The organism is Prescottella equi, from assembly GCF_020171745.1.
Taxonomy (GTDB): Bacteria; Actinomycetota; Actinomycetes; order Mycobacteriales; family Mycobacteriaceae; genus Prescottella; species Prescottella equi_A.
In genome coordinates this window covers 494,683-517,490 of the sequence record NZ_JAIVAH010000013.1, presented here as the reverse complement: position 1 = coordinate 517,490, position 22,808 = coordinate 494,683, and the positions used below count along the sequence as shown (strand labels likewise).

The following is a 22,808-nucleotide window of genomic DNA, read 5'->3' as shown; positions in this document are numbered from 1 at the left end:
GATCGTAGCGTCTCGGTGCGACTCGTTGTTGACCGCTACCGTTGACGGCTATTCAGTTGATCTTGCTTTACGTCTCTGACCTGCAGAAACTTGGTGGAGCTAAGGGGACTCGAACCCCTGACCCCCACACTGCCAGTGTGGTGCGCTACCAGCTGCGCCATAGCCCCGTGTTGAGTTGTTCTCTGCGCTTCGGGAGTGACTCCCTCGTGCTGAAAGAAAGTTACACCACCGCCGTCACCGACTACAAATCGGCTGGTCAGAGGCGATAAGCCCCTCGGTGGCCGGTCCGCTTCGGACCGGCCACCGGCAGCTTCTACTGCGAAACCTGCGAGACCCAGTCCGGATCACCCAGGGCGTCGATCACCTGGCCGTTGTGGACCACGGCCGGGGTGCCGGTCGCACCCGACGCGGCGAGGGCCTGACGGCCCGTCTCGGCGTCTGCGGCGGCCTGCTGCATCCGCTCACCACTGGTGATGCAGTTGACGGCGGCCTCGTTGGCGCCGGCGTCCTTCGCGAGCGTCGCGAGCTGTTCGTTGGACAGGTCCGACTTGCCGTTCTCGGCGGGCTGGTTGGCGGGCGAGAACAGCTCGGCATGGAACTTCGAGTACGCGATCGCATCGCCGGTCTGCGCGACGCACTGCGACGCGGCGACGGCGCGCGTCGAGTAGTCACCGCTGGCCGAGAGCCGGTTGAGGAAGTTGAGGATGTGGTAGTTGACCGCGAGCTTGCCCTCGTCGATGGCCTGCGCCACCTCCTGGCCGTGCTTCTCCTCGAGCTGCGCGCAGTACGGGCACATCGGGTCCTCGAACACGTCGATGGTGTTCGTGACGTCCGGCAGACCCAGCCGGACGACGCCCGCGTCGCCCATCGTCACCTGGACGGCGGAGTTCTGCACCGCCCCGTATCCCTCGTTGCGGGGCTTGTTGCTGTCCCGCGTGAGCAAGATGCCGCCGATCACCAGCGCGGCGATCACCGCGATCGCGATGCCGCCGACGATGTAGGTGGCCTTGCTGGAGGTCGGTTGCGGGTTGTACTTCGCCGACTTCGGTTTCTTCGAACTCACTTCGCGTCCTTCGTCTGTTGTGAGATCCGTGCGGAACTGACCGGAGCGCCTACCGCGGGGCCGCGTGCAGGCACTACTCGGCTCCTACTCTGCCACCGTCGCCTGAGCAGGCACTGAGAACGGGGCGCGAGAGCGCGGCCCGAGCGCGAACGGACTGCGCGGGAAGATGACGAGCCACACCGCCAGCGCGAGGAACCCGACGTCCCGGGCGATCTCCCGGGCGTAGTCCCAGCCGTCGACGTCGGCAGCGCCGCCGCCGCCGAAGCAGCCGCAGTCGATCGACAGGCCACGCGCCCAGACCGAGATGATGACGCCGATGAGCACCAGCAGGGCCGCGGCCGACAGGAGCGCCGTGGCCCGCACGCCGAGTCCGATCACCAGGAACAGGCCGAGCGCGATCTCGAGCATCGGCATCGTCGTGGCGACCGGCTGAACGAGGCTTTCGGGCAGGAGCTGGTAGGCCCGGACCGCCACGACCGTCTGCGTGGGGTCGATGAACTTGATCCACCCGGAGATCAGCCACACAGCGGCCAGACCGAGGCGCGCGAGGAGGCTCACAATGCGTATCCACACGCCTCACACGCTACCGAACAGGTATGCCTCGGCTTTCTAGATCATCCGCGTTTCCGCAGCTAGATTCGGGCGTGTGAACGAAGCTGTCCCCGATCCCGAGAAGCCGAGCGCGTCGACGCCCCCGCCGCGGCCGCACGAGTTCGACCACAAACACTCGGACGTCTCCGGCGGCTGGCTGCGGGCGGCGGTGTTCGGTGCGATGGACGGCCTGGTCACCAACACGTCGCTGATCGCCGGTGTGGGCGGTGCGGGCGTGGACGCGCAGACCGTGATCCTCAGCGGCGTCGCGGGCCTGGTGGCCGGCGCCTTCTCGATGGCGCTCGGCGAGTACACGTCGGTGTCGACGTCCAACGAGCAGATCGACGCCGAGGTCCGCGTCGAGCGGCGTGCGCTGCGCAGACACCCGGAGGCGGAGGAGGCGGAACTGGTCGAGACCTTCACCGCGCTGGGCATGAGCGAGCAGACCGCGACGGCTGCCGCGGCGGAGGTCCACGCCGATACCGAACGTGCGGTCGACATCCACATCACTCACGAGCTGGGCGTCAATCCCCAGGAGAAGCCGTCCCCGCTCGTGGCCGCCGGATCGTCGTTCGTGATGTTCGCGATCGGCGCGATCATCCCGCTGATCCCCTACCTGCTGGGGTTCGAATCGCTCATCGCCGGGCTCGCGCTCGGCGGTGTGGGCCTACTGTTCGCGGGCGGGCTCGCCGCGTACTTCACCGCCCAGTCCAAGGTCCGTGGGGCCGTCCGGCAGTTGCTGTTCGGCGCGATCGCCGTCGGTGCCACGTACGTCGTCGGCGCGCTCATCGGGGTCGGGGTCAGCTGATTCGCCCGGGCCGAACCCCTTGGGCACCAGCACCCACAGCAGGATCGGCAACAGCATGATGCCGCCGGTCACGGCCCACGCCGCCTCGAAGGACAGCTTCTCTGCGAGCGTGCCCGCCACGAGGGGGCCGGCGAAGCCACCGATGTCGCTGGTCATCTGGAATGCGGCCAGCAACGGCCCACCGCGCCGCCCGGACCCGACGACGTCGGCCACCGCGGCCTGCTGGGCCGGTCCCATGATGCCCGAGCCGATCCCGGAGACCGCCGTCGCGATGTAGAAGAGAACGAGGTTGTCGGTCAGGCCCATCGTCATGGTCGACACGCCACAGATGAGGAGTCCGGCGATCACGAACGGTTTGCGCCCGATGCGGTCGGACAGCCGACCGGAGCGCAACAGGACCAGGGCGTTGCCGACCGCGAACACGGTGAGTGCGACGGCGGTGGCCGCGGTGTCGCCGTCCAGGGCCGTGACGACGAAGAGCGGGACGAGCGCGATCCGGACGCCGAAGATCACCCAGCCGGTGGCGAGATTCGACGCCAGCGCCGCCCGGAACATCGGCACCCGCAATCCCTCGCGCAGGGTCATCGTCCGTAGACCGCTGTCTCCCTCGGGCGCAGCGAGACGCGAGTTCCGGAGCGCGACGAACACGACCGCGGCCGCCAGCACGAGCGCGACGGTGTAGATCGCGAACGGCACCCGCAGCCCGAACCGGGCGAACACGCCGCCGAACAACGGGCCGGTGATGGTGCCGATGAGGAACGAGGCGGTGTAGATCCCCGACACCCGGCCGCGGCCCTGCGGCGGGGACATCCGGATCAGCAGGCCGAGCGCGGAGACGGTGAACATCGTCGATCCGATGCCGCCGAGGGCCCGGAAGACGAGCAACTGCCAGTACTCGGTCGCGACGGTGCAGGCGCCCATCGATGCCGCGGTGATGAGTAGGCCGGACATGTAGGTGGGGCGCTCACCGAGCTTCTGGACGAGGCGACCGCTCATGGGCGCGAACAGCAGGCGCATCAACGCGAACACGCTGATGACCGCGCTGGCCGCGGTGAGACCGACCCCGAAGCTGCTCGCGAACTGCGGCAGCGCCGGGGCCACGATCCCGTACCCGAGCGCGACGATGAACGCCGACACGACGAGGACCCAGATCTCCTTGGGCAGTTTCGTGTCGGCGCTCGCCGTCGCGTCAGTGTGTCTCATTGCCGATGAATCTATCGGCGTCGGTGAACGGCCGTTCAGCCCAGTCCCAGTGCGCGGGAAACGACGTCCTGCGCGGCGGCCTGCACCTGCGCGAGATGTTCGGGGCCACGGAAGGATTCGGCATAGATCTTGTACACGTCCTCGGTGCCGGACGGGCGCGCCGCGAACCACGCGTTCTCGGTGGTGACCTTGAGGCCGCCGATGGCCGCACCGTTGCCGGGCGCGGCGGTGAGCGTCGCGGTGACCGGTTCGCCGGCCAGCTCGGTCGCGGTGATCTGTTCCGGCGACAGCTTCGCCAGCACCGCCTTCTGCTCGCGGGTCGCGGGCGCGTCGATGCGGGCGTACGCGGGATCGCCGTGCTGCCGGGTGAGTTCGCGGTACCGGGCCGAGGGGCTCTGCCCGGTGACGGCGGTGATCTCGGCGGCCAGGAGCGCCAGGAGGATCCCGTCCTTGTCGGTGGTCCACACGGTGCCGTCGTGCCGCAGGAACGACGCGCCCGCGCTCTCCTCGCCGCCGAAGCCGAGCGAGCCGTCGAGCAGTCCCGGCACGAACCACTTGAATCCGACCGGCACCTCCACCACGGGCCGGCCGAGCCCGCCGGCGACACGGTCGATCATCGACGAGCTGACCAGTGTCTTGCCGACCTTCGTCGTCGGCGACCACCCCGCGCGGTAGGTGTAGAGGTAGTCGATCGCGACCGCCAGGTAGTGATTGGGGTTCATCAGGCCACCGTCGGGGGTGACGATGCCGTGCCGGTCGGCGTCGGCGTCGTTGCCGGTCGCCAGATCGAACCGGTCGCGGGCCGCGATGAGCGAGGCCATCGCGTGCGGCGACGAGCAGTCCATCCGGATCTTGCCGTCGCCGTCGAGGGTCATGAACCGCCACGTGGCGTCGACGAGCGGGTTGACGACGGTGAGATCGAGGCGGTGCCGCTCGGCGATGGCCGCCCAGTAGTCGACGGCGGCGCCGCCGAGCGGATCGGCGCCGATACGCAGACCGGACGCCCGGATCGCGTCGAGGTCGAGGACGCTCGGCAGGTCGTCGACGTACTCGGCCAGGTAGTCGTACCGTCCGGCCTCCGCGAGGGCTCGCGCGAGCGGCACCCGGGCGATCCCGGACAGGCCGGCGCGGAGCAGTTCGTTGGCGCGGTCGGCGATCACGGTGGTGGCGTCGCTGTCGGCCGGGCCGCCGTGCGGCGGGTTGTACTTGAAGCCGCCGTCGCGCGGCGGGTTGTGCGACGGCGTGACGACGATGCCGTCGGCCCGCGCCGCGGGACCGGATGCGTTGTGCCGCAAGATCGCATGGCTCACCGCCGGCGTCGGCGTGTAGCGGTCACGCGAATCGATCACCACTACAACATTGTTGGCAACGAGGACCTCGAGGGCGGTGGCCCACGCGGGCTCCGACAGCGCGTGGGTGTCGCGGCCGAGGAACAGCGGCCCGGTGATGCCCTGCGCCGCGCGGTACTCCACGATCGCCTGCGTCGTCGCGAGGATGTGGGCCTCGTTGAACGCCGAATCGAGGCTCGAGCCGCGGTGGCCGGACGTCCCGAACACCACCTGCTGCAACGGGTCGGACGGATCGGGAGTGCGCGTGTAGTACGCGGACACCAGGTGCGCCAGATCCTCCAGATCCTCCGGCAACGCCACCTGTCCCGCTCGTTCGTGCACCATCGACCCCTCCGAAATCTCGTACCGAAAACTCGGTTCCATCGTGCCAGCACCGGGGGCTACCGGCGCGTTCAAGCGGTGATCCGAAACCCCAACCACGCGAATCCGATACCGATCGCGACACTCGCCGCGACATACACGACGGATGTGACGGACTGCCGAACGCGCGCGAGGCCGACCGACTCGACGGCGAACGTCGAGTAGGTGGTCAGTCCACCGCAGAAGCCGGTGCCGAGCAGGGCGAACACGGCGGGCGGCAGCGTGGCGCCGGACAGCAGGCCCAGAATGAGGCAGCCGACCACGTTCACGACGAACGTCGGCACCGGGAAACTGCCGTACGACGCGAGGTGCCGCCCGGCGAGGTAACGCACCCCCGCGCCGACGCCGCCGCCGAGTGCGACCCACAAGACCGTCACGACGCCGTCCCCCGTCGGGTGTGCCATGCCTCGCCGATCCGCATCCCGAGTCGGGCCGCCAGCAGCGCCGGCAGCAGCGTCGCGAGGATGTAGACGACTGCCGACCCCGGGTTCTCCACGACATCGACCGCGAACGTCGAGAACGTGGTGAAGCCGCCGAGTACACCGACGCCGAGGAACAGCCGCCACAGCCGGTCGGGTCCGAGGACGGCCGCGAGGATGCCGAGCAGTAGCGACCCGACGATGTTGATCACCAGCACGGTCCAGATGCCCGGGAACTGGTGCGCGAGCAGGTACCGGGCACTGGCGCCGAGTGCGCCGCCGGCGGCGACGACAACCAACGTTCGCGCCTCGGTCATCGCCCACCTGCCCCACGGGATCGGCCGCGCGAACCGGGTGTCCGCGCCCTCATGATCATCGCCGCCACGAAGTAGCGGCACGGCGATTGTCCGACATTGGCGAACCGGTGCGTGGCGTCCGCCTCGAAGTACAGGGTGTCCCCCGGGCCGAGCATCCACTCCCGCTCCCCCACCCCCACCGTCAACTCCCCGTCGAGAACGTGCACGAACTCGTGCGAGTTGGGTGCGTAGGCAGGGAACTCGCCGGCGTCGCACCCGGCCGGCAACGTGACGTCCATCCACTCGAAGTTCACGCCCGGCACGACGGGAGTGACGACGGTGCGCGCCCATCCGCCCTCCTCGTGTGCGACGTCGTGCTCGTCGGCACGCCGCACCACGGTGCGCTCCCGCTCGTCGCCGGTGACCAGCGCGGCGAGGTCGACGCCCAGCCCGCGCGCGATGCGGTCGAGAACGACGACGGTCGGTGCCTTGTCGCCTCGCTCGATCGCCGAGATCATGCTCACGCTCACATCCGTCTGCGTCGCCGCTTCCGCCAGCGTGAGGCCTGCCGCGCGGCGGGCGCGTTGAACCCGACTACCGAGTGCCACCAAATCCATGTGCTCTATAGTAGTTTCAAAATCACCTCTATAGGAGAATTTGGAGGCAGTCGTGTCGGAGAACGCAGTGCGTCCGGCCTGGCCCGCCGACCTGGCCGACATCGCGTCGATCTACAGCCACTACGTCGCCACCACCACCGTCACGCTCGACGAGACACCGCCCGACCGCAGCGCATGGAGCAGCAAGTACTGGACGCTCGCCGAACGCGGCCTGCCGTTCCTCGTCGCCGAGGTGGACGGACGCGTCGCCGGCTACTCGTACTGCGCGCCGTGGAAGACACGTTCGGCGTACCGGTACTGCGTCGAGGAGTCGATCTACCTGGCGCCGTGGGCCACCGGACGACGCCTCGGCGGCACGCTGCTCGACCACACCCTGGACGAGTGCGCCCGCCGCGGGATCCGTGAGGTGATCGCCGTCCTGACGTCGGAAACCGATGCGCCCGAATCGAGCTCGCTGCATCTGCACCGCAGCCGCGGATTCGTGGTCGCGGGCCGGTTGTCCGGTGTCGGTTTCAAGCACGAGACGCCGGTCGACACCATCCTCATGCAGCGGGCGATGAGCGGTCAGGTTCGCGGCGGCCTCGGCACGAAATAGGCGGTGCGCTGCTGGTAGTCGCGGTAGCCGGGGCGCTGCGCCATGTGCTGCTCGAGCAGGCGAGCGCCGGTGGCGTAGACGAGGAAGTACGTCATCGCGAGCGGGGAGAGGATCGTGAGGACTCCCGGCCACGTCTGCGCGGCGATCAGGAAGATGCCCCACCACACGCACGCGTCGCCGAAGTAGTTGGGGTGCCGGGTCCAGCCCCAGAGTCCGCGGTCCATGACGGTGCCGCGGTTGGCGGGATCAGCCTTGAACGCCGACATCTGGGCGTCGCCCACCGACTCGAACACGAAGCCCACCAACCACACCGCGACACCCAGGACGGTGAACACCCCGACACCTCCGTGCGTGACGGCGGCGACCTGGACGGGCAGTGAGACGAACCACAGCGCGACGCCCTGCGTGAAGTAGATCTTGCGGATCGCGGTCAGGGTTCGGTTGCCGCCGGCGTCGTCGAGCAGCTTCTCGTAGCGGGGATCCTCGCCCTTGCCGCTGGTGCGCCGCGCCATGTGCGACGCCAGGCGCAACCCCCACACCGCGACCAGTGCGGCGAGCAGCCAGCGCCGCCACGCGTCGCCGTCACCGAACGCGGCCGCGACGAGCGCGATGACGACGAAGCCGGCACCCCACGACACGTCGACCACGTTGTGCCGGCCCCGCGCGAAGCCGAACGCCGCCGTCACGACCATGAGGATCGCCGCGGCGACCAGGCTGGTGATCGTGACGAGCGCGAAACCGCCCCAGTCGAAACCGTTCATCGCGCCGTCCATTCCATCCGATCGGGCAGGTCCGTTCCCCCGGGCCGGACCGCGAGGATCTGGTCGACGCCCATCCGCCCGTCCCGGAACGCCATTCCGCCGCCGACGAGGTACAGCCGCCACACCCGGGCCACCTCCTCGCCGACCATCGCGACCGCGTCGTCCCAGCGGGACTCGAACGTCCGGTACCAGGCGGCGACGGTGCGGACGTAGTGCTCCCGCAGCGCGTGCACGTCCCGGACCTCGAGGCCGGAGTCCTCCAACAGCGCGACGGTCTCGCCGACCGGGCGCATGAACATGTCCGGCGCGATGAAGGATTCGATGAACGGGCCGCCCCCGGGGTGCCGACCGGTGCGCGACATCTGCTGCACCAGGACCCGTCCGCCGGGGACGACGTTGTCGCGCAACGCCCGCGCGTACACCGGGTAGTTGCGCCTGCCCACGTGCTCACCCATCTCGAGCGAGGCGACGGCGTCGAACGCCCGATCCGGCACGTCGCGGTAGTCCTGCACGCGGATCTCGACGCGGTCGCCGAGACCACGCTCGGCGATCCGCTCGTCGACGAACCGCTTCTGTTCGCCGGACAGCGTCACCCCGACGACGTGGGCGCCGTACTCGGCGGCGGCGTGCAGGCTCAGCGAACCCCACCCGCAGCCGACGTCGAGCAGGCGCTGTCCGGGATGCCGGTCCAGTCCGAGCTTGCGGCACACCAGGTCCAGCTTGTCGCGTTGCGCGTCCGCGAGGGTGTAGCCGGGATCGTCCGACCTCCAGTACGCGCACGAATACGCCATGTGCGGGTCGAGGATCAGTCCGTAGAACTCGTTGGACAGGTCGTAGTGGTGACGGATGGCGGCGCGGTCGCGGACCTTCGAATGCAGGCGGCCGCGCACCCGGGCCTGCGACGCGGGCGGCGACGGCGGCGCCCCGAACACGCCGGCCCGACGCGCCAGGTGCGCGGCCCGGGCGAGCAGCGCCGGGGTGACGCGGACGCCGTGCAGTCCGCGTTCCCGCGCAACCTCCCACACGTGGGTGAGGGCGCCGTCGAGGTCGCCGAGGACGTCCAGGTCCCCCGTCACGTACGCCTGCGCGGCGCCGAGTTCGCCGGGGTGCCACAGCATGCGCCGTAACGCGTTCGGGCTGTACAGCACCACGGGCGGTGCGTCCTGCGGACCGGCGGTGCTGCCGTCCCACGCGGTGAGTCGCACCGGCAGGTCACCGCCCACGAGCGGTGCGAGGACTGCGGCGATGTCGTGCGCGATGCCGGTGTGCGTGCGCGTCGGGGCCGTGGTCATCGGGCCTCCCTACGGTCGAGGACGAACTGCTGGACGTCGAGGTAGCCGGACCGGAAACCGGCCTCCGAGTAGCAGAGGTAGAAGTGCCACATGCGGCGGAAGACGTCGTCGAAGCCGAGCTCGGTGACGCCGTCCGCCTGCGCCGCGAACCGCTCGTCCCACAGCCGCAGTGTCCGCGCGTAGTGGTCGCCCATCGACAACCGTTGCCGCACCCGCAGACTCGTCTGCCGCTCGGTGATCTCCTCGATCGCCCGCACCGACGGCAGGAACCCGCCGGGGAAGATGTACTTGTGCACCCACGTATAGGTGTTGCGAGTGGCGAGCATCCGGTCGTGCGGCATCGTGATCGCCTGGATCGCGACCCGGCCACCCGGCGCCACCAGCCGATCCAGGGTCCGGAAGTAGGTACCCCAGAACTGGTGTCCCACCGCCTCGATCATCTCCACAGACACCACCGCGTCGTACCGGCCGTCGACCTGCCGGTAATCGAGTAGGTCGACCTGCACCCGGTCGGCGTACCCGGCCTCCGCGATCCGCTTGCAGGCCAGGTCCTGCTGCTCGGTGGACAGCGTCACCGACCGCACCGTCGCACCGCGCGCGGCGGCCCGGATCGCGAGTTCGCCCCAGCCCGTGCCGATCTCGAGGACCCGGCTGCCCTCCCCGACGCCCGCGCCGTCGAGCAGGCGGTCGATCTTGCGGTGCTGCGCCGAGGCCAGGTCGTCCCATACGGGTTCCTCGACGTCGTCGCCGAACAGCGCGCTCGAGTACGTGAGGGTGTCGTCGAGGAACAGCGCGAACAGCTCGTTGGACAGGTCGTAGTGGCGGGAGATGTTCGCCCGGGTGTTGCGGGTGGTGCCCTTCTCGCTGCCCGGCGGCTTCGGGATCACCATGCCGCGCAGTCGTTGCAGCGGACGGGGAATCAGCGTCGCCGCCCGCGCGGCGAACACCTCGAGGACCGCGGTGAGATCGGGCGCCGACCAGTCCCCGGCCATGTACGACTCGCCGAAGCCGATCAGCCCGCTCTCCCCCACCCGCGCCGCGAAGTCGTCCGGGCGGTGCACCACCATCACCGGCGGATCGGTCGCCGACGGATCGCCCAGCACGGTGCCGTCCGGGAACTGCACCCGTACCGGCAGTCGCGAGACCGCGTGCCGGAACAGGCCGTCGGCCACGCGTCCGGCGACGCGGGCACGCATCCCGGTCGGCGCGCGGTGCAGGTCTCCCCACGAGCACCGGTCGACGGGCCGCCGGGTCGGGATCACGGTCGCGGTCATCACACTGCCTCCTGTCGTCGATGCGCCGGCCGCGGCCGGACGGGTAAGCCTCTGGCCCACAGTCGAATCCCCTGCCACCGGATCTGCACGGCCACGCGCAGCGGCGCGATCGGGACCGTGAGCGCTGCGCGCAGCACCTCCCGCGCCGTCGCATCTCGGCGCTCGCCCACCACGGTCGCCACGAACGGCGGCTGTCCGGGACGCTCGAGCGAGATCCCGATCCGCAGCGCGGCACCCGGTGTGGGCAGGCGCATGCGGTACTCGCCGTCGACGTCGTTGAACGGCGAGACGTAGAACTCCTTGGCCGCCCGCGCGTTGCCGCGCTCGTCGGGGCGCAGCAGGTAGCAGTGCCGCTCGCCGTACGTGTTGTGCACCTCGGCGATCACGCACACCGGGCGGCCGTCGCCGTCGTGGCACCAGAACACGCTGAGCGGATTGAACACGTAGCCGAACACCCGGGCGTTGGTGAGCAGCAGCACCTTCCCGCACTCGAGGTCGATGCCGTGCGCCGCGAGGAACGCGTCGACGTTCTGCCGCAGACTCCGCGACAGGTCACCGAGGTGGTCGGCGGAGGCGAATCCGGCGAGCGGGGCGAGGAGTCGCGGCAGCCTGGGCAGGTGGTCGACGTCGACGAGCCAGCTGTAGCTGCGGTAGCGGAAGGCGTTGCGCAGCGGCGCGGTTCGCACGTGGCTGATCGTCGTCCGGTAGATCGCCGGAGTCGACGGCAACGGCGGCGCGGTCATGTCCACTGCCCTCCCAGTCGCTGTGCGGCGCGCAGACCCGACAGCGCGCCGTCCTCGTGGAATCCCCAGCCGTGGTACGCCCCCGCGAACGCGACGACATCGTCGCTCAGCTCCGGCAGCCGGCGCTGCGCGGCGAGCGAGGCCGGGGTGTACTGCGGGTGCTCGTAGACCATCGTGTCGATCACCCGGCCCGGGTCGACGATGTCGCCGTCGCCCAACGTCACGACGTAGCGCTCCCCGGTGTCCGGCAGGCGTTGCAGCCGCGTCATGTCGTAGCTGACGAGTACCTGCTCGGGCCGCGCGGCGCAGAATGGTATGCGGTAGTTCCACGACGCCCGCGCCCGCGCCGACCGCGGCAGCACCGATTCGTCGGTGTGCAACTGGGTGTGGTTGACCGAGTACGGCATCGCGCCGAGGACCTCGTGCTGCAGCGGTGTCGGCGCCGCGAGGATCTTCAGCGCCTGCTGGGGATGCGTCGCGATCACGACGCCGTCGAAGCGGCGCAGTTCGTCGGCGGCGTCGCGGATCTCGACCCCGTCGGCGTGGCGGTGGATCGCGCGCACCGGCGTCGCCGCCCGCACCTCGCCGACGGTGTCGGCCACCCGGCGCACGTACTCGCCACTGCCGCCCCGGACGGTCCGCCACGTGGGCGAGCCGCCGACACTGAGCATTCCGTGATGCTCGAGGAAGGTGAACAGGTAGCGCACGGGGTAGCGCAGCGCGGTGGCCGGATCGCACGACCACACCGCGGAGACCAGCGGTGTCATGAAGTGCGCGGTGAAGTACGGCGAGAATCGGCCGTCGGCGAGGAAATCGCCGAGGGTCCGGTCGTCGGAATCCTCGTCGGTCGCGAGCAGCTCCCGCGCGGCGCGGTGGAAGCGCCTGACCTCGAGCAGCATTCGCACGTATTCGGCGCGCAGCACCGCGCCGACCGTGGGTACGAGGCCCCTCAGCCCCTGTCCGCCCGCGTACTCGAGCCCGCAGCCGTCGCACCGGATCGACATGCTCATGTCCGATTCCTGTGTCGGCACTTCGAGTTCGGCGAACAGGCGCAGCAGCGTCGGGTAGGTGCGGTCGTTGTGGACGATGAAGCCGGTGTCGACCGCGAGCGCCTCACCCGACGGCGACACCACGCGGTGGGTGTCGGCGTGGCCACCGAGCCTGGCGTCGGCCTCGTACAGCGTCACGTCGGCGCTCTTCGCCAGCACCCACGACGCCGTCAGCCCCGCCACCCCGGAGCCGACCACCGCGACCTTCCGCCGTCCGTCGCCACTTCGACCGCCGCTCATCCGTGCCCCTCCTCGTGTCCGGTGTTCACGAGACATTCGGAGACGTCCGGCGGCGCGATTGGTCGCGGACGAAATCGATCGCGATCCGATGCCACCGTCCCGGATTGCGCAGCATCGTGTGGCCCGCTCCCGGCATGCCGATCCACCGAGCGTCGACACCCCGCGCGCGGGCCAGCACGGCCTGTTTCCGTGACACCGCCGGGTCGGTCCACGTGTCCGCGGTGCCGTGCACGACGACCATCCGCACGCCGGTCGGGATGCAGGCACCCTCGCCGTCGGGCCACCACGGGGCCAGAGCGAGTACCCCGGACACCGATGGATCATCGGCGACGGCGGCCGCGACCCGGCCACCCATCGAATGCCCGATCAGGACCACGGAGACACCAGCCGGTCGCAGGTCGTCGAGCACCCCGCGGACGTCGTGGACCGGACTGCTGTCGGCACCGTTCCAGCCCCGGAGGCGGTAGCGCACCTGCCGCACCCGGGCGTCGGGGCATCCCCGGCGCAGGATCGACGTGAACAGTCGCATCCGCAGGTCGGCGGCCTGCCAGCGCCGGGATCGACGCCGGTCGCGGACCTTGCCGCCCGGCAGCACCAACACGATCAGCGACGGCGCCCCGCCCTCACCGTTCCTCGCTCGTTTCCGTACCGGCATGCCCGGTATTCGGAAGCGACCAGCCGACGGATGGGTGAAGGCTAGATCAGTTCGAGGTACAGATCGTGCGGACCGAAGTGGTCAGGCCGATAGCCGACGTCCACCTTGCGCGGACCGGGATCGAGGTCTTCGACCTCGGCACGCCTGTACATAGCCGCGAAGGCGTCGCCGATCGATGCCTCGTCGCCCAGATGACGATGGTGCAGGTACCTGCCCGCCGGCACCCCGACCGAACTCCATCCCTCTGGCAGCGACACCGGCGGTATGTCCACGACCACGCCGAGGATCTCCCGGTAGTCACCGCCGCCGAGGTCCGTACTGAACTCGACGAAGACGCCGTCGGATCCGGACGGCAGGTCATGGCGTCGGGCGAAGACACGCGCCCACGCCTGTGGAACGACCACGGACAGTTCCGGGAACGGCGCGACCACCTCGATGCCGACGATCGTCAGGGCCGCTCTGTCAACGATCTGCACTGGCGTTCACCTGCCCCGATCGGGCCCGGCTGCCGAAACTCGCCAGGCGTGAACTCAGGTCGGTCGCCACCATCCCGATGTACGGTTCGTCGACGATCTGGATGTGATCGCACGGCACGTGGACGATCGCGAGCTTCTCGACCGCCTCACCCCAACCGCCGTCGGGCTGACGGATGCCGAAGGCGGGCTCGAGCGCGATCTGATCGTCCAGGTAGGTCTCGGCCATGTAGAGCACGACGTCGCCGTCGTACGTTTCCAGATCGGTGGTCGGTATGGCGCGATTGTCGAGCCACGACGTGCGCTGGTGCTCGATGATGCCGCTGGGAATCTCGGAGCCGCTCATCCTCAGCAGGTCCATCAGGATCCCGATCTGCTCCTCGTCGCTACCCGCCGCCGCGAGCCGATCGAACGGCAGCGGCGCGTCGACGCCGTACGTCTTCTTCGCGAATTTCGCGTAGCGCTGCCAGCGGGCCCGGATCTCGTCCGGGGTGTCCTCGACCTTCTCGCCCGGCATGACGGTGTCGATCAGGCCGACCAGCCGAACGTCGGCCCCGCCCTTTCGCAGCTGCTTCGCCACGGCGTACGCCAGCGCGCCGCCGAACGACCAACCGGCCAGCACGTACGGGCCGTCGCCCTGGATCTCGCGCAGCAGCGGCACGTATGCCGCGGCGCGCTCGTCGATCGGGCCCTCGACCCGCTCGAGACCGAACATCGGCGTGTGCGCGGGCAGACGCTTGAGCAGCGGCTCGTACGCCACCGTCGAGCCACCCGCCGGATGGAACACGAACACCGGCACCGCATCCGAGCCCTCGGCCCGCGGCCGCAGCGTGCGGACCAGGCCGTCGATCTTCAGGCCGTCCTCGAGATGCCGACGCACCGTCTCCGCCAACTGCTCGATGGTCTCCGCATCACGCACGTCATCGACGGTGATCTCCCCGCCCGATCGCTTCGTCAGACGCGCCGCCAGCTTCTCCGCGGACCCGTCGTCCAGGATCGGCAAGGTCCCGAAGATGCCCCTCGCCGCCTTGCCGGTCACCACCGCCCACGACGCAAACGTCAGACGCTCCGCCGCATCGCGCGGCGGCACATCGACCTCGCCGGACTCGGCCGGAGTCTCCTCCACCGACGCGACAACGGCATCGCACAGCAACGCGAAGCCGGCAGCATTGACGTGCGTCGGCGAGGTACCGTCTGCCCTGCAGTGAATCCGAATCGAGGCGCCGCCGAGGTGCGGCTGCACCAGCACGTTGAGCGAACCCGTCGCCGGTAGATCAGCGAGCACGCTCGTCTGCACCTCGCCGACCCGGGTAAGTACCTGACCTGCAACCGCTCTGACGACATCGTCGAGCGTCGCCGCGACCGACACTGGCACTTCCCACGCCTACCGGCCGTCCGACAAGGCCACGCTGTGCACGCCGAAGTCGTAGTCCCCCAGCATCGAACGGCCTTCGCCGGCGCTGCTCTCGTTCGTCATTCGGTTTCCCTCCCCGCAGCAGCGCGACCCGCGCCGGGCCGAGCTACCGCCACCAAACGGATGAAGTCCGGTGTTTCCCCCTGACCGGACTCGAACGCGACCGATCATGGCACGGGTGATCGCGCCTCGACGGGGATCCGCCTGGATTCGGCGCTACGAGGCGGTCCGGTCACCCTGATGCGCGAACGAGTCGATCGCGGCGACGAGATGTTCGGTGAAGCTTCCCCCGCCGTGGCCGGCGTCGTCGACGACGACCAGTCGACTGCCCGGCCACAGCCGGGCCAGGTCCCATGCGATGGCGAGCGGGCCGGACACGTCGTAGCGGCCGTGCACGAGAACGGCGGGAATGTCGGCGAGCCGGTGCATACCGTCCAACAGTTGGTTCGGGGCGAGGAAGCAGTCGTTGCCCCAGTAGTGGGTGACCAGGCGCGCGAAGACCATCCGGAACGTCGGATCCCGATAGCGCGCGTCCGGCGTCCAGCCCGGGGTGAGGGAGACGTGGGCGTCCTCCCACTCGCACCAGCGGACGGCCGCGTGCTCGCGGACCGACGGATCGGGGTCGGCGAGCAAGCGTGCGTACGCCGCCGCCAGGTTGCCGCCCCGCTCGTCCACGGCGACCGGCTCGACGAAGCGCTCCCATTCACGCGGGAAGATCCGTCGCATGTCGCGGGTGATCCACTCGACGTCACGGCGAGGATCGGACGTGATCGCGCCCAGCGCCATCGCGATGACCCGGTCCGGATGCGCCTGCGCGTATGCCAGTCCGAGGGTGACGCCCCAGGACACACCCACCACGATCCACTTCTCGATCCCGAGGTGCTCGCGCAGTCGCTCGATGTCGGCGACCAGGTGTGCGGTGGTGTTGGTCGACAGGTCGACCGCAGGATCGTCGACGCGCGGCAGGCTACGGCCGCAGCCGCGCTGGTCGAACAGCACGGCACGGAAAGCCCTCGGGTCGAAGAGCCGACGCCTGCCGGGGCCGGCGCCCGAGCCGGGGCCGCCGTGCAGGTAGACCACCGGGACACCGTCCGGGTTTCCGATGCTCTCCCAGTACAGGTGCTGGCCGTCCGACACCTCCAGCAGGCCGGTGTCGAACGGCTCGATCGACGGGTAGCGCGTAACCATGGGCCGAGTGTGCCAGCCGGACCTTCGGGACTTTTCGGCAATGAAAAAGGGGCCCGATCGGAATGGTCTTCCGATCGGGCCCCTTCTCAGTGGAGCTGCCGGGAATCGAACCCGGGTCCTCCGCCGCTTTGTCAGGGCTTCTCCGTGTGCAGTTCGCTATGTCTCTACTTGGATCTCCCGGTCTCGCGAACAAGCCGTGATGACGATCCCAGTCGCTGTTGGTTGTCCCGACCCACTCCGCGACCGAGTGGAACGGTAGAGCCCTCTAGCTGATGCCAGGATCCGGGGCGAGGGCACACCCGGGCTGACAGACACGCAGTCGCTACTTAGGCAGCGAGGGCGTAGTCGCGCTGATTGGAATCGGCGCTTATTGGTTTGCAGCGACGCTTACGGTGGTCTCTTGCCTGCACCGACACGCTTCCCCTAACTCAACGTACGCAGTCGAAACCGTTCAGCCCCGTACGTCCCCACGTGTTTCATGGGGCTACTTACTCTAACCCGTGCGTCGGCGGGAATCATCCCAATTTCCGGTCCGCGTTCCAGGATCGCCGCCGGCCCCGCCGCCACCCCGAGCCACATCCACGCGTTTCGCCCTTCAGGTGCACTTCATTCCGTTAGTGTCTGGCCCCGGGACGGACTTTCGGTGACATTCGTCACTCGACACTCTCTGGGGGAAACTGGGATGACGTCGTTCGCGCGCCGACTCGTGGGCATTGCCGCACTCGCTCTAGCCGCCGTCACCGCGGGCACGGTCACCGCGCCGGCGGCGGGGGCCGCGCCGGCCTATCCGACGCCCTACGTCGACCCGTTCTATGCGGCCCCGGCCGACATCGCAACCAAGGCTCCGGGAGACGTGCTCGAGGTCCGCCGCACGGATACGTGGCTCGCCCCGGGCCAAGAGGTGTGGCAGATCAAGTACCGCTCCACCAATTCGTCGGGCGACCCGATCCCCGCGGTCACCACGGTGATCAAGCCGGTCAATTCGCCGACCGACATGCCCGTGCTGTCGTACCAGGCGATCGTCAACTCGCTCGGCCTGAAGTGCGCGCCGTCGGCCGCGCTGTTCACCGGCGAGATCAAGGACGTGTTCGGGCTGCCCCTGGCCCTCGCGCAGGGCTGGGCGGTCGCGATCCCCGACCACCTGGGCCCCAACAGCGCCTACGGCGCCGCCAAGCTCGGCGGCATGATCACCCTCGACGGCGTCCGCGCGGTCAAGCGACTGCCGGAACTGCGGCTGGCGAACAGCCCCGTCGCACTCGCCGGCTACTCGGGCGGCGGCATGGCCACCGCGTGGGCGGCGGCCCTCAACCCGACGTACGCCCCGGACGTGAAGCTCGCGGGCGTCGCACAGGGCGGCGTGCCGGCAGACATCGAGGAGATGGCGGTCGGGCTCGGCCTGGCGGACCGACACCCGGGATTCGGGCTGGGCTTCGCCGCCGCGGTGGGTCTCGAACGCGAGTACCCCGATCGGCTGCCGATCGGCGACCAGCTCACCCCGTCGGGGCTCGGGCTGCGAGAGGAGCTCAAGGACGAGTGCCGCACGATCATCATCGCGAAGGGTCTGCTGCACGGCGTGAGCGAGGTCGCCAAGTCCACGAGCCTGCTGCAGGACGAGCGGGTGCGCGCCGTGATGCGCGAGAACAGCCTCGTCGACTACCCCGGCATCCCGACCGCCCCCGTCTTCATGTGGCAAGGGTCGACGGACGGACTGACACCTTTCGGGTCCGTCGCCAGGACCGCCGACCGCTACTGCAAGGCCGGCGCGAATCTCGTCTTCCGCGGGTATCCCATCGCCGAACACATGACGAACGCGATCGTCGGACTGCCCGAGGCCTTCCTGTATCTCAAGGATCGCTTCGCCGGGGTGCCCGCCCCCACGGACTGCTGAGCAGCATTTACGTCGGCCAACAAATCGTATATGTCCACTCCTCGGGATTTGTCCGCGAAAGCACCTGGACGGCCGTTCAGCTTCCCCTAACCTCCCCGTCTGAAGACGAGTGCGCTTGTTAGGGGACCCCCGAATGTCCGTCCGCTCCACTTTCGTTCGCCGCCGACTGCTCCCGGCGCTCGGCGCCTCGCTCGCGTTCGCGCTTGCCGGGACCGCGATTGCCGTGTCGGTGCCGCTGTCCCCCGATCCCACCGACCCCGGACCGCCCACCGATCCGGTCTACGGGCTCGCCGGCAACTGCTACGCCGTCGCGTCCGAGACCAATCCGGGCTTCGTCGTGCGCGACGGTGACGGCTACCGGGTCGGCGCCGACGCCGCCGGGGCCACGAAGTTCCGGATGCAGGCCGCCCAACTCGGACGGTTCCTCTTCCTCGGCAACGACACCGCACTGATCGCGGGCGAGCCGGGCCGCGCGTTCGCCGCGCCGCAGCCCACGCCGGCCACCGACTGGACGCTCACGTTCACCGACGGCGCCTACACCGCGACCTCGACGACCAACGGAAAGCAGTTGGGCGTCAACCGCGCCGACGGCCGGCTCACGGTGACCGATCCCGGACACGATCCCGAGGCCGGACGGTTCCGTCTCGAGCCCGCGAACGGCTGCGCCGACTTCCCCGAGGCCGAGGTCGGTGCGCGCGGGGTTCCGCTCACCACTTCCCCCGACGAGGTCCGCGGCTTCATCGACGCACACGTCCACATGAACGCCAACGAGTTCATCGGCGGCGAGATTCGCTGCGGCGAGCCCTATTCACCGCTCGGCGTCACGGTCGCGCTGCAGGACTGCGAGGACCACAAGCCCGACGGTCTGCCCGCGCTGCTCGAGAACGTCCTCTCGCACGGCAGCCCGTTCGAGTCGCACGACACCACGATGTGGCCGAGCTTCGCCGACGTCCCGTCGTACGACTCGATGACGCACGAGCAGATGTACTACCGCTGGGTCGAGCGCGCGTGGCGGGGTGGCCAGCGGATCATGACGAACCTGCTGGTGTCGAATCGCGTGCTGTGCGAGCTGTATCCGCTGCGCAGCAACCCGTGCGACGAGATGGAGACCGCCCGACTCGAGGCCCGGCAGGCGCACGAGATCCAGGACTACGTGGACGCGCAGTACGGCGGCCCGGGCCGCGGTTGGTTCCGGATCGTCAGCTCCCCGGAGCAGGCGCGGGCCGTGGCGGCGTCCGGCAAGCTCGCCGTTACGCTCGGTATCGAGGTGTCCGAGCCGTTCGGCTGCGGACTGCGTAACGGAGTCCCGCAGTGCGACGAGCGCGACATCGACGCCGGCCTCGACGAGCTGTACGCGATGGGTGTCCGGCAGGTGATCCTGACGCACAAGTTCGACAACGCCTTCGGCGGCGTGCGGTTCGACGAGAGCATCACCGGTATCGCGGTCAACATCGGCAACTTCATCGGCACCGGCGAGTTCTGGAAGGCCGAGCCGTGTACCGGCGTCGCGAAGGACAACCCGATCGGCAACGTCGACCAGGCCACCGCCGAGCTGACGAAGTCGCTACCGCCGGGCGTGAGCCTGCCCGTGTACCCCGAGGGTGACGCGTGCAACGCCCGCGGTCTGACCCCGCTCGGCGAGTACGCGATCCGGGCGATGATGCAGCGCGGCATGATCGTCGACATCGACCACATGGGCGTCAAGACCGCCGACGCGGCGCTGAACATCCTCGAGGACGCGCAGTACTCGGGTGTCGTGTCCAGCCACGGCTGGACCGACCCGTCGAACTACCCGCGCATCTACAAGCTCGGCGGGTTCGTGGCGTCGTACGCGGGGCCGTCGGAGAACTTCGTGAAGGAGTGGCGCTCGGCCCGCGCGGACCGTGACGAGCGGTACTACTTCGGCTACGGGTTCGGAGCCGACACCAACGGCTTCGGGTCGCAGCCGGCGCCCCACAAGGACGGCGCGCGGTTCGTCGAGTACCCGTTCACGACGTTCGACGGCGGAACCGTGATGGAGCAGCAGCGCGCGGGCACCCGCACGTTCGACTTCAACACCGACGGCCTGGCGCAGTACGGGATGATCCCGGACTGGATCGAGGACATGCGGGTGTTCGCGGGCGCGGACGGTGCCCAGTTCATCGACGACATGTCGCGCGGGGCCGAGGCGTACCTGCAGATGTGGGAGCGCGTCGCCCGCTAGAAGCTGCGGTGGCCGCCGCGTTCACCCCTCACGCGGCGGCCACCGCTACCACCTCGACTGTTGCGACGTCAGCGGCTCATGCCCTTGACGCGACGTCCGAGCTCACGGGTGACCTCGCGCTCGGCGGTGCGTCGGGCCAGATCCTGACGCTTGTCGTAGTCCTGCTTGCCCTTCGCGAGGGCGAGTTCGACCTTGACCTTGCCGTCGGAGAAGTACATCGACAGCGGCACCAGCGTCTGGTTGCCCTCGCGGGTCTTGCCGACCAGGTGCTCGATCTCACGCTTGTGCAGCAACAGCTTGCGGGTACGACGCGGTGCATGGTTGGTCCAGGTGCCCTGCGTGTACTCGGGGATGTGCAGTCCGCGCAGCCACACCTCGCCGTCGTCGACGGTCGCGAACGCGTCCACCAGCGATGCCTTGCCCTCGCGCAGGCTCTTCACCTCGGTACCGACGAGCGCCACACCGGCCTCGTAGGTGTCGATGATGGTGTAGTTGTGTCGCGCCTTGCGGTTGGACGCGATGACCTTGCGGCCCTTCTCTTTCACGTGCGGGCCCTCACTGTCGTCGATCCGCTGTCACATTCGTCGTACCACTCCAGCATAGGAGCGCCGGCAAGCCGATTACCTATCGCGTCAGTCCCGGACGTAGAGACGGAGCGCGATGTACCCGGTGATCGCCGCCATGCCGGCGCCGACGATCACGATGAACGGGGAGACCAGCAGCACGTCGCTGTTGGAGATCCGCGCCACGATGTTCGCGTCGTAGATCTCGCCGAGCATGTCGTCGACGAACAGACCCTTCGCGGTGAACAGGCCGGCGATCGCCAGCCCCGCACCGATGAGTGAGGCGACGACAGCCTCGAGCAGGAACGGCAGCTGCGTGTACCAACGGGTGGCACCGACCAGCCGCATGATGCCGACCTCGGTTCGGCGGGTGAGCGCGGCAACCTGAACCATGTTGGCGATCAGGAAGATCGCGGCGATCGCCTGGACGATCGCGATCGCGAAGGCCGCGTTGCGGATGCCGCCGAGCACGCTGAACAGCCGGTCGACGAGCTCGCGCTGGTTGAGAATGCTGTCGATGCCCGGTCGGGCCGAGAAGTCGGCGTTGATGAACGCGAACTGGTCGGGGTCGCTCATCTTGACCTTGAACGAGGCCGGGAAACTCTCGGCGCTGACCAGCGACGCCAGTTCCGGGTTGTCCTTGAACACGCGGTCCGTGGCGTCGGCGACGGCGTCGTCCTGATTGAGGTACTGCACCGCGACCACGCCGTCGGTGTTCTCGAGGTCGTTCCGGATGCCGCGGCACAGGTCCTGCACGCAGTCCGGGTCCGACGCCGAGATGTCCTCGGTGAGGAACAGCTGCACCTCGACGCGGTCGAGGAAGATCTGCTGCGTCTTGTCGGCCATCTGCACGACGAGCAGGCCGCCGCCGAACAGCCCCAGCGAGATCGCGGTCGTGAGGATCATCGCGACGGTCATCGAGATGTTGCGGCGCAGGCCGGTGAAGACCTCGCTGAAGATGAAGCTGGCACGCATCGGGGAGGGAGTCCTTACGTCGTCTGGTCGAACGGTTCGGCTGGGGTGTGCCGTCGGGGCCTAACGGCCGACGGCGTACACGCCCCGCGCTTCGTCTCGGACCACGCGGCCCAGGTCGAGCTCGACGACGCGTCGGCGCATCGAGTCCACGATGTGGTGATCGTGCGTGGCCATCAGCACCGTGGTGCCGGTGCGGTTGATCCGCTCGAGCAGCAGCATGATGTCCGCGCTGGTGTCCGGGTCGAGGTTGCCGGTGGGTTCGTCCGCGAGCAGTACCAGCGGCCGGTTCACGAACGCGCGGGCGATCGCAACGCGCTGCTGCTCACCGCCGGACAGCTCGTTGGGCAAACGATCGGCCTTGCCGGACAGACCCACCAGCTCGAGCACCTCGGGGACGGTCCGCTCGATCACCGACCGCGACTTGCCGATCACCTCGAGCGCGAACGCCACGTTCTGCGACACCGTCTTGCTCGGCAGCAGGCGGAAGTCCTGGAACACGTAGCCGACGCTCTGCCGCAGCTTCGGAACCTTGCGACCCGACAGCTTGTTGACGTGGAAGTCCGCGACGTAGATGTCGCCGGAGGTGGGCGTCTCCTCCTTGAGCAGGAGCTGCATGAACGTGCTCTTGCCGGATCCGGACGGCCCGATCAGGAAGACGAACTCGCCCTTGTCGATCTCGACGCTCACCTTGTCCAGGGCGGGCCTGGTGGAGGCCTTGTAGAACTTGGAGACATCCTTGACGCTGATCACGGGAAGCCAGTCTAGCCGTTATAGAACAGTGACCTTGGG

General features: G+C 69.1%; 21 protein-coding genes, 1 tRNA gene, 1 other RNA gene and 2 pseudogenes. 4 read left to right on the top strand and 21 right to left on the bottom strand.

All coding sequences use genetic code 11. The features are described 5' to 3' along the window. Positions 1-91: 91 nt before the first annotated feature. The 3 genes from LCL87_RS12555 to LCL87_RS12545 all read right to left on the bottom strand — a co-directional run bounded on the left by LCL87_RS12555 (position 92) and on the right by LCL87_RS12545 (position 1,636). Positions 92-167: transfer RNA gene (locus LCL87_RS12555), tRNA-Ala, on the bottom strand. 146 nt (positions 168-313) lie between these two features. Continuing rightward, positions 314-1,063, bottom strand: a complete 750-nt coding sequence (locus LCL87_RS12550) for a DsbA family protein (RefSeq protein WP_225019965.1) — start codon at positions 1,061-1,063, stop codon at positions 314-316. An 84-nt stretch (positions 1,064-1,147) separates the two neighbouring features. Further along, positions 1,148-1,636, bottom strand: a complete 489-nt coding sequence (locus tag LCL87_RS12545; RefSeq protein WP_225019963.1) for a MauE/DoxX family redox-associated membrane protein — start codon at positions 1,634-1,636, stop codon at positions 1,148-1,150. A gap of 73 nt (positions 1,637-1,709) precedes the next feature. Between LCL87_RS12545 and LCL87_RS12540 the strand changes: the two genes are divergently transcribed. Then, positions 1,710-2,462 (top strand): VIT1/CCC1 transporter family protein, encoded by a 753-nt coding sequence (locus LCL87_RS12540; RefSeq protein WP_225019960.1) that lies wholly within the window; start codon positions 1,710-1,712, stop codon positions 2,460-2,462. A 78-nt stretch (positions 2,463-2,540) separates the two neighbouring features. On the opposite strand, the pseudogene LCL87_RS12535 reads toward LCL87_RS12540, so the two are convergent. From LCL87_RS12535 to LCL87_RS12515, 5 genes and pseudogenes are all read right to left on the bottom strand, one after another. Next, positions 2,541-3,665, bottom strand: a pseudogene (locus LCL87_RS12535) (MFS transporter); the annotation flags it as partial. Positions 3,666-3,700: 35 nt separating this feature from the next. Next, positions 3,701-5,338, bottom strand: coding sequence for a phosphoglucomutase (alpha-D-glucose-1,6-bisphosphate-dependent) (gene pgm / locus LCL87_RS12530; RefSeq protein ID WP_225019958.1), 1,638 nt, complete (start codon positions 5,336-5,338; stop codon positions 3,701-3,703). A 68-nt stretch (positions 5,339-5,406) separates the two neighbouring features. Beyond that, entirely contained in the window at positions 5,407-5,751 is a 345-nt protein-coding gene (gene crcB / locus LCL87_RS12525; protein WP_225019957.1) for a fluoride efflux transporter CrcB, read from the bottom strand. Beyond that, a complete protein-coding gene (locus LCL87_RS12520; protein ID WP_225019955.1) occupies positions 5,748-6,110 on the bottom strand; it encodes a FluC/FEX family fluoride channel in 363 nt (120 codons plus the stop codon). The genes crcB and LCL87_RS12520 overlap by 4 nt, the downstream gene beginning before the upstream one ends. Next, positions 6,107-6,706 (bottom strand): XRE family transcriptional regulator, encoded by a 600-nt coding sequence (locus LCL87_RS12515; protein ID WP_225019953.1) that lies wholly within the window; start codon positions 6,704-6,706, stop codon positions 6,107-6,109. The genes LCL87_RS12520 and LCL87_RS12515 overlap by 4 nt, the downstream gene beginning before the upstream one ends. A 52-nt stretch (positions 6,707-6,758) precedes the next feature. Between LCL87_RS12515 and LCL87_RS12510 the strand changes: the two genes are divergently transcribed. After that, a complete protein-coding gene (locus LCL87_RS12510; protein WP_225019951.1) occupies positions 6,759-7,301 on the top strand; it encodes a GNAT family N-acetyltransferase in 543 nt (180 codons plus the stop codon). Here LCL87_RS12510 and LCL87_RS12505 read toward each other — a convergent pair. The 10 genes and pseudogenes from LCL87_RS12505 to ssrA all read right to left on the bottom strand — a co-directional run bounded on the left by LCL87_RS12505 (position 7,271) and on the right by ssrA (position 16,849). Further along, positions 7,271-8,062: a DUF1295 domain-containing protein gene (locus LCL87_RS12505; RefSeq protein ID WP_225019949.1), complete on the bottom strand. Its 792-nt coding sequence runs from the start codon at positions 8,060-8,062 to the stop codon at positions 7,271-7,273. The two genes, LCL87_RS12510 and LCL87_RS12505, sit on opposite strands and share 31 nt — an antisense overlap. After that, on the bottom strand, positions 8,059-9,354 hold the full coding sequence (locus LCL87_RS12500; RefSeq protein ID WP_225019946.1) for an SAM-dependent methyltransferase: 1,296 nt from the start codon (positions 9,352-9,354) through the stop codon (positions 8,059-8,061). Before LCL87_RS12500 ends, LCL87_RS12505 begins: the two co-directional genes overlap by 4 nt. Continuing rightward, positions 9,351-10,628 (bottom strand): SAM-dependent methyltransferase, encoded by a 1,278-nt coding sequence (locus LCL87_RS12495; RefSeq protein ID WP_225019944.1) that lies wholly within the window; start codon positions 10,626-10,628, stop codon positions 9,351-9,353. The genes LCL87_RS12500 and LCL87_RS12495 overlap by 4 nt, the downstream gene beginning before the upstream one ends. Continuing rightward, positions 10,628-11,371: a DUF1365 domain-containing protein gene (locus tag LCL87_RS12490; RefSeq protein ID WP_225019942.1), complete on the bottom strand. Its 744-nt coding sequence runs from the start codon at positions 11,369-11,371 to the stop codon at positions 10,628-10,630. The genes LCL87_RS12495 and LCL87_RS12490 overlap by 1 nt, the downstream gene beginning before the upstream one ends. Next, the gene (locus tag LCL87_RS12485) at positions 11,368-12,660 is read right to left on the bottom strand and encodes an FAD-dependent oxidoreductase (protein ID WP_225019940.1); all 1,293 of its coding nucleotides are present in this window, start codon (positions 12,658-12,660) and stop codon (positions 11,368-11,370) included. The genes LCL87_RS12490 and LCL87_RS12485 overlap by 4 nt, the downstream gene beginning before the upstream one ends. Before the next feature lie 25 nt (positions 12,661-12,685). Beyond that, positions 12,686-13,315 carry an alpha/beta hydrolase gene (locus LCL87_RS12480; protein ID WP_225019938.1) on the bottom strand — a complete coding sequence of 210 codons (630 nt, stop codon included), beginning with the start codon at positions 13,313-13,315 and terminating at the stop codon, positions 12,686-12,688. 41 nt (positions 13,316-13,356) lie between these two features. After that, the gene (locus LCL87_RS12475) at positions 13,357-13,791 is read right to left on the bottom strand and encodes a GyrI-like domain-containing protein (RefSeq protein WP_225019936.1); all 435 of its coding nucleotides are present in this window, start codon (positions 13,789-13,791) and stop codon (positions 13,357-13,359) included. Next, positions 13,778-14,908, bottom strand: a pseudogene (locus LCL87_RS12470) (thioesterase domain-containing protein); the annotation flags it as partial. The gene LCL87_RS12475 and the pseudogene LCL87_RS12470, both read right to left, overlap by 14 nt. 510 nt (positions 14,909-15,418) lie before the next feature. After that, the gene (gene pip / locus LCL87_RS12465; RefSeq protein ID WP_225019934.1) at positions 15,419-16,390 is read right to left on the bottom strand and encodes a prolyl aminopeptidase; all 972 of its coding nucleotides are present in this window, start codon (positions 16,388-16,390) and stop codon (positions 15,419-15,421) included. A gap of 87 nt (positions 16,391-16,477) precedes the next feature. Further along, positions 16,478-16,849, bottom strand: a transfer-messenger RNA (tmRNA) gene (gene ssrA / locus LCL87_RS12460). A gap of 223 nt (positions 16,850-17,072) precedes the next feature. Between ssrA and LCL87_RS12455 the strand changes: the two genes are divergently transcribed. Beyond that, on the top strand, positions 17,073-18,278 hold the full coding sequence (locus LCL87_RS12455) for a lipase family protein (protein ID WP_225019931.1): 1,206 nt from the start codon (positions 17,073-17,075) through the stop codon (positions 18,276-18,278). A gap of 133 nt (positions 18,279-18,411) precedes the next feature. Beyond that, a complete protein-coding gene (locus LCL87_RS12450) occupies positions 18,412-20,481 on the top strand; it encodes a membrane dipeptidase (protein WP_225019929.1) in 2,070 nt (689 codons plus the stop codon). A 68-nt stretch (positions 20,482-20,549) separates the two neighbouring features. Here LCL87_RS12450 and smpB read toward each other — a convergent pair whose 3' ends face one another. The 3 genes from smpB to ftsE form a co-directional block, all read right to left on the bottom strand. After that, complete coding sequence (smpB, locus tag LCL87_RS12445) at positions 20,550-21,026, bottom strand: SsrA-binding protein SmpB (RefSeq protein ID WP_225019927.1); 477 nt, start codon at positions 21,024-21,026, stop codon at positions 20,550-20,552. A gap of 87 nt (positions 21,027-21,113) precedes the next feature. Beyond that, on the bottom strand, positions 21,114-22,019 hold the full coding sequence (ftsX, locus tag LCL87_RS12440) for a permease-like cell division protein FtsX (RefSeq protein ID WP_225019925.1): 906 nt from the start codon (positions 22,017-22,019) through the stop codon (positions 21,114-21,116). A 60-nt stretch (positions 22,020-22,079) separates the two neighbouring features. Next, entirely contained in the window at positions 22,080-22,769 is a 690-nt protein-coding gene (gene ftsE, locus LCL87_RS12435; RefSeq protein ID WP_225019923.1) for a cell division ATP-binding protein FtsE, read from the bottom strand. Between the last annotated feature and the right edge of the window lie 39 nt (positions 22,770-22,808).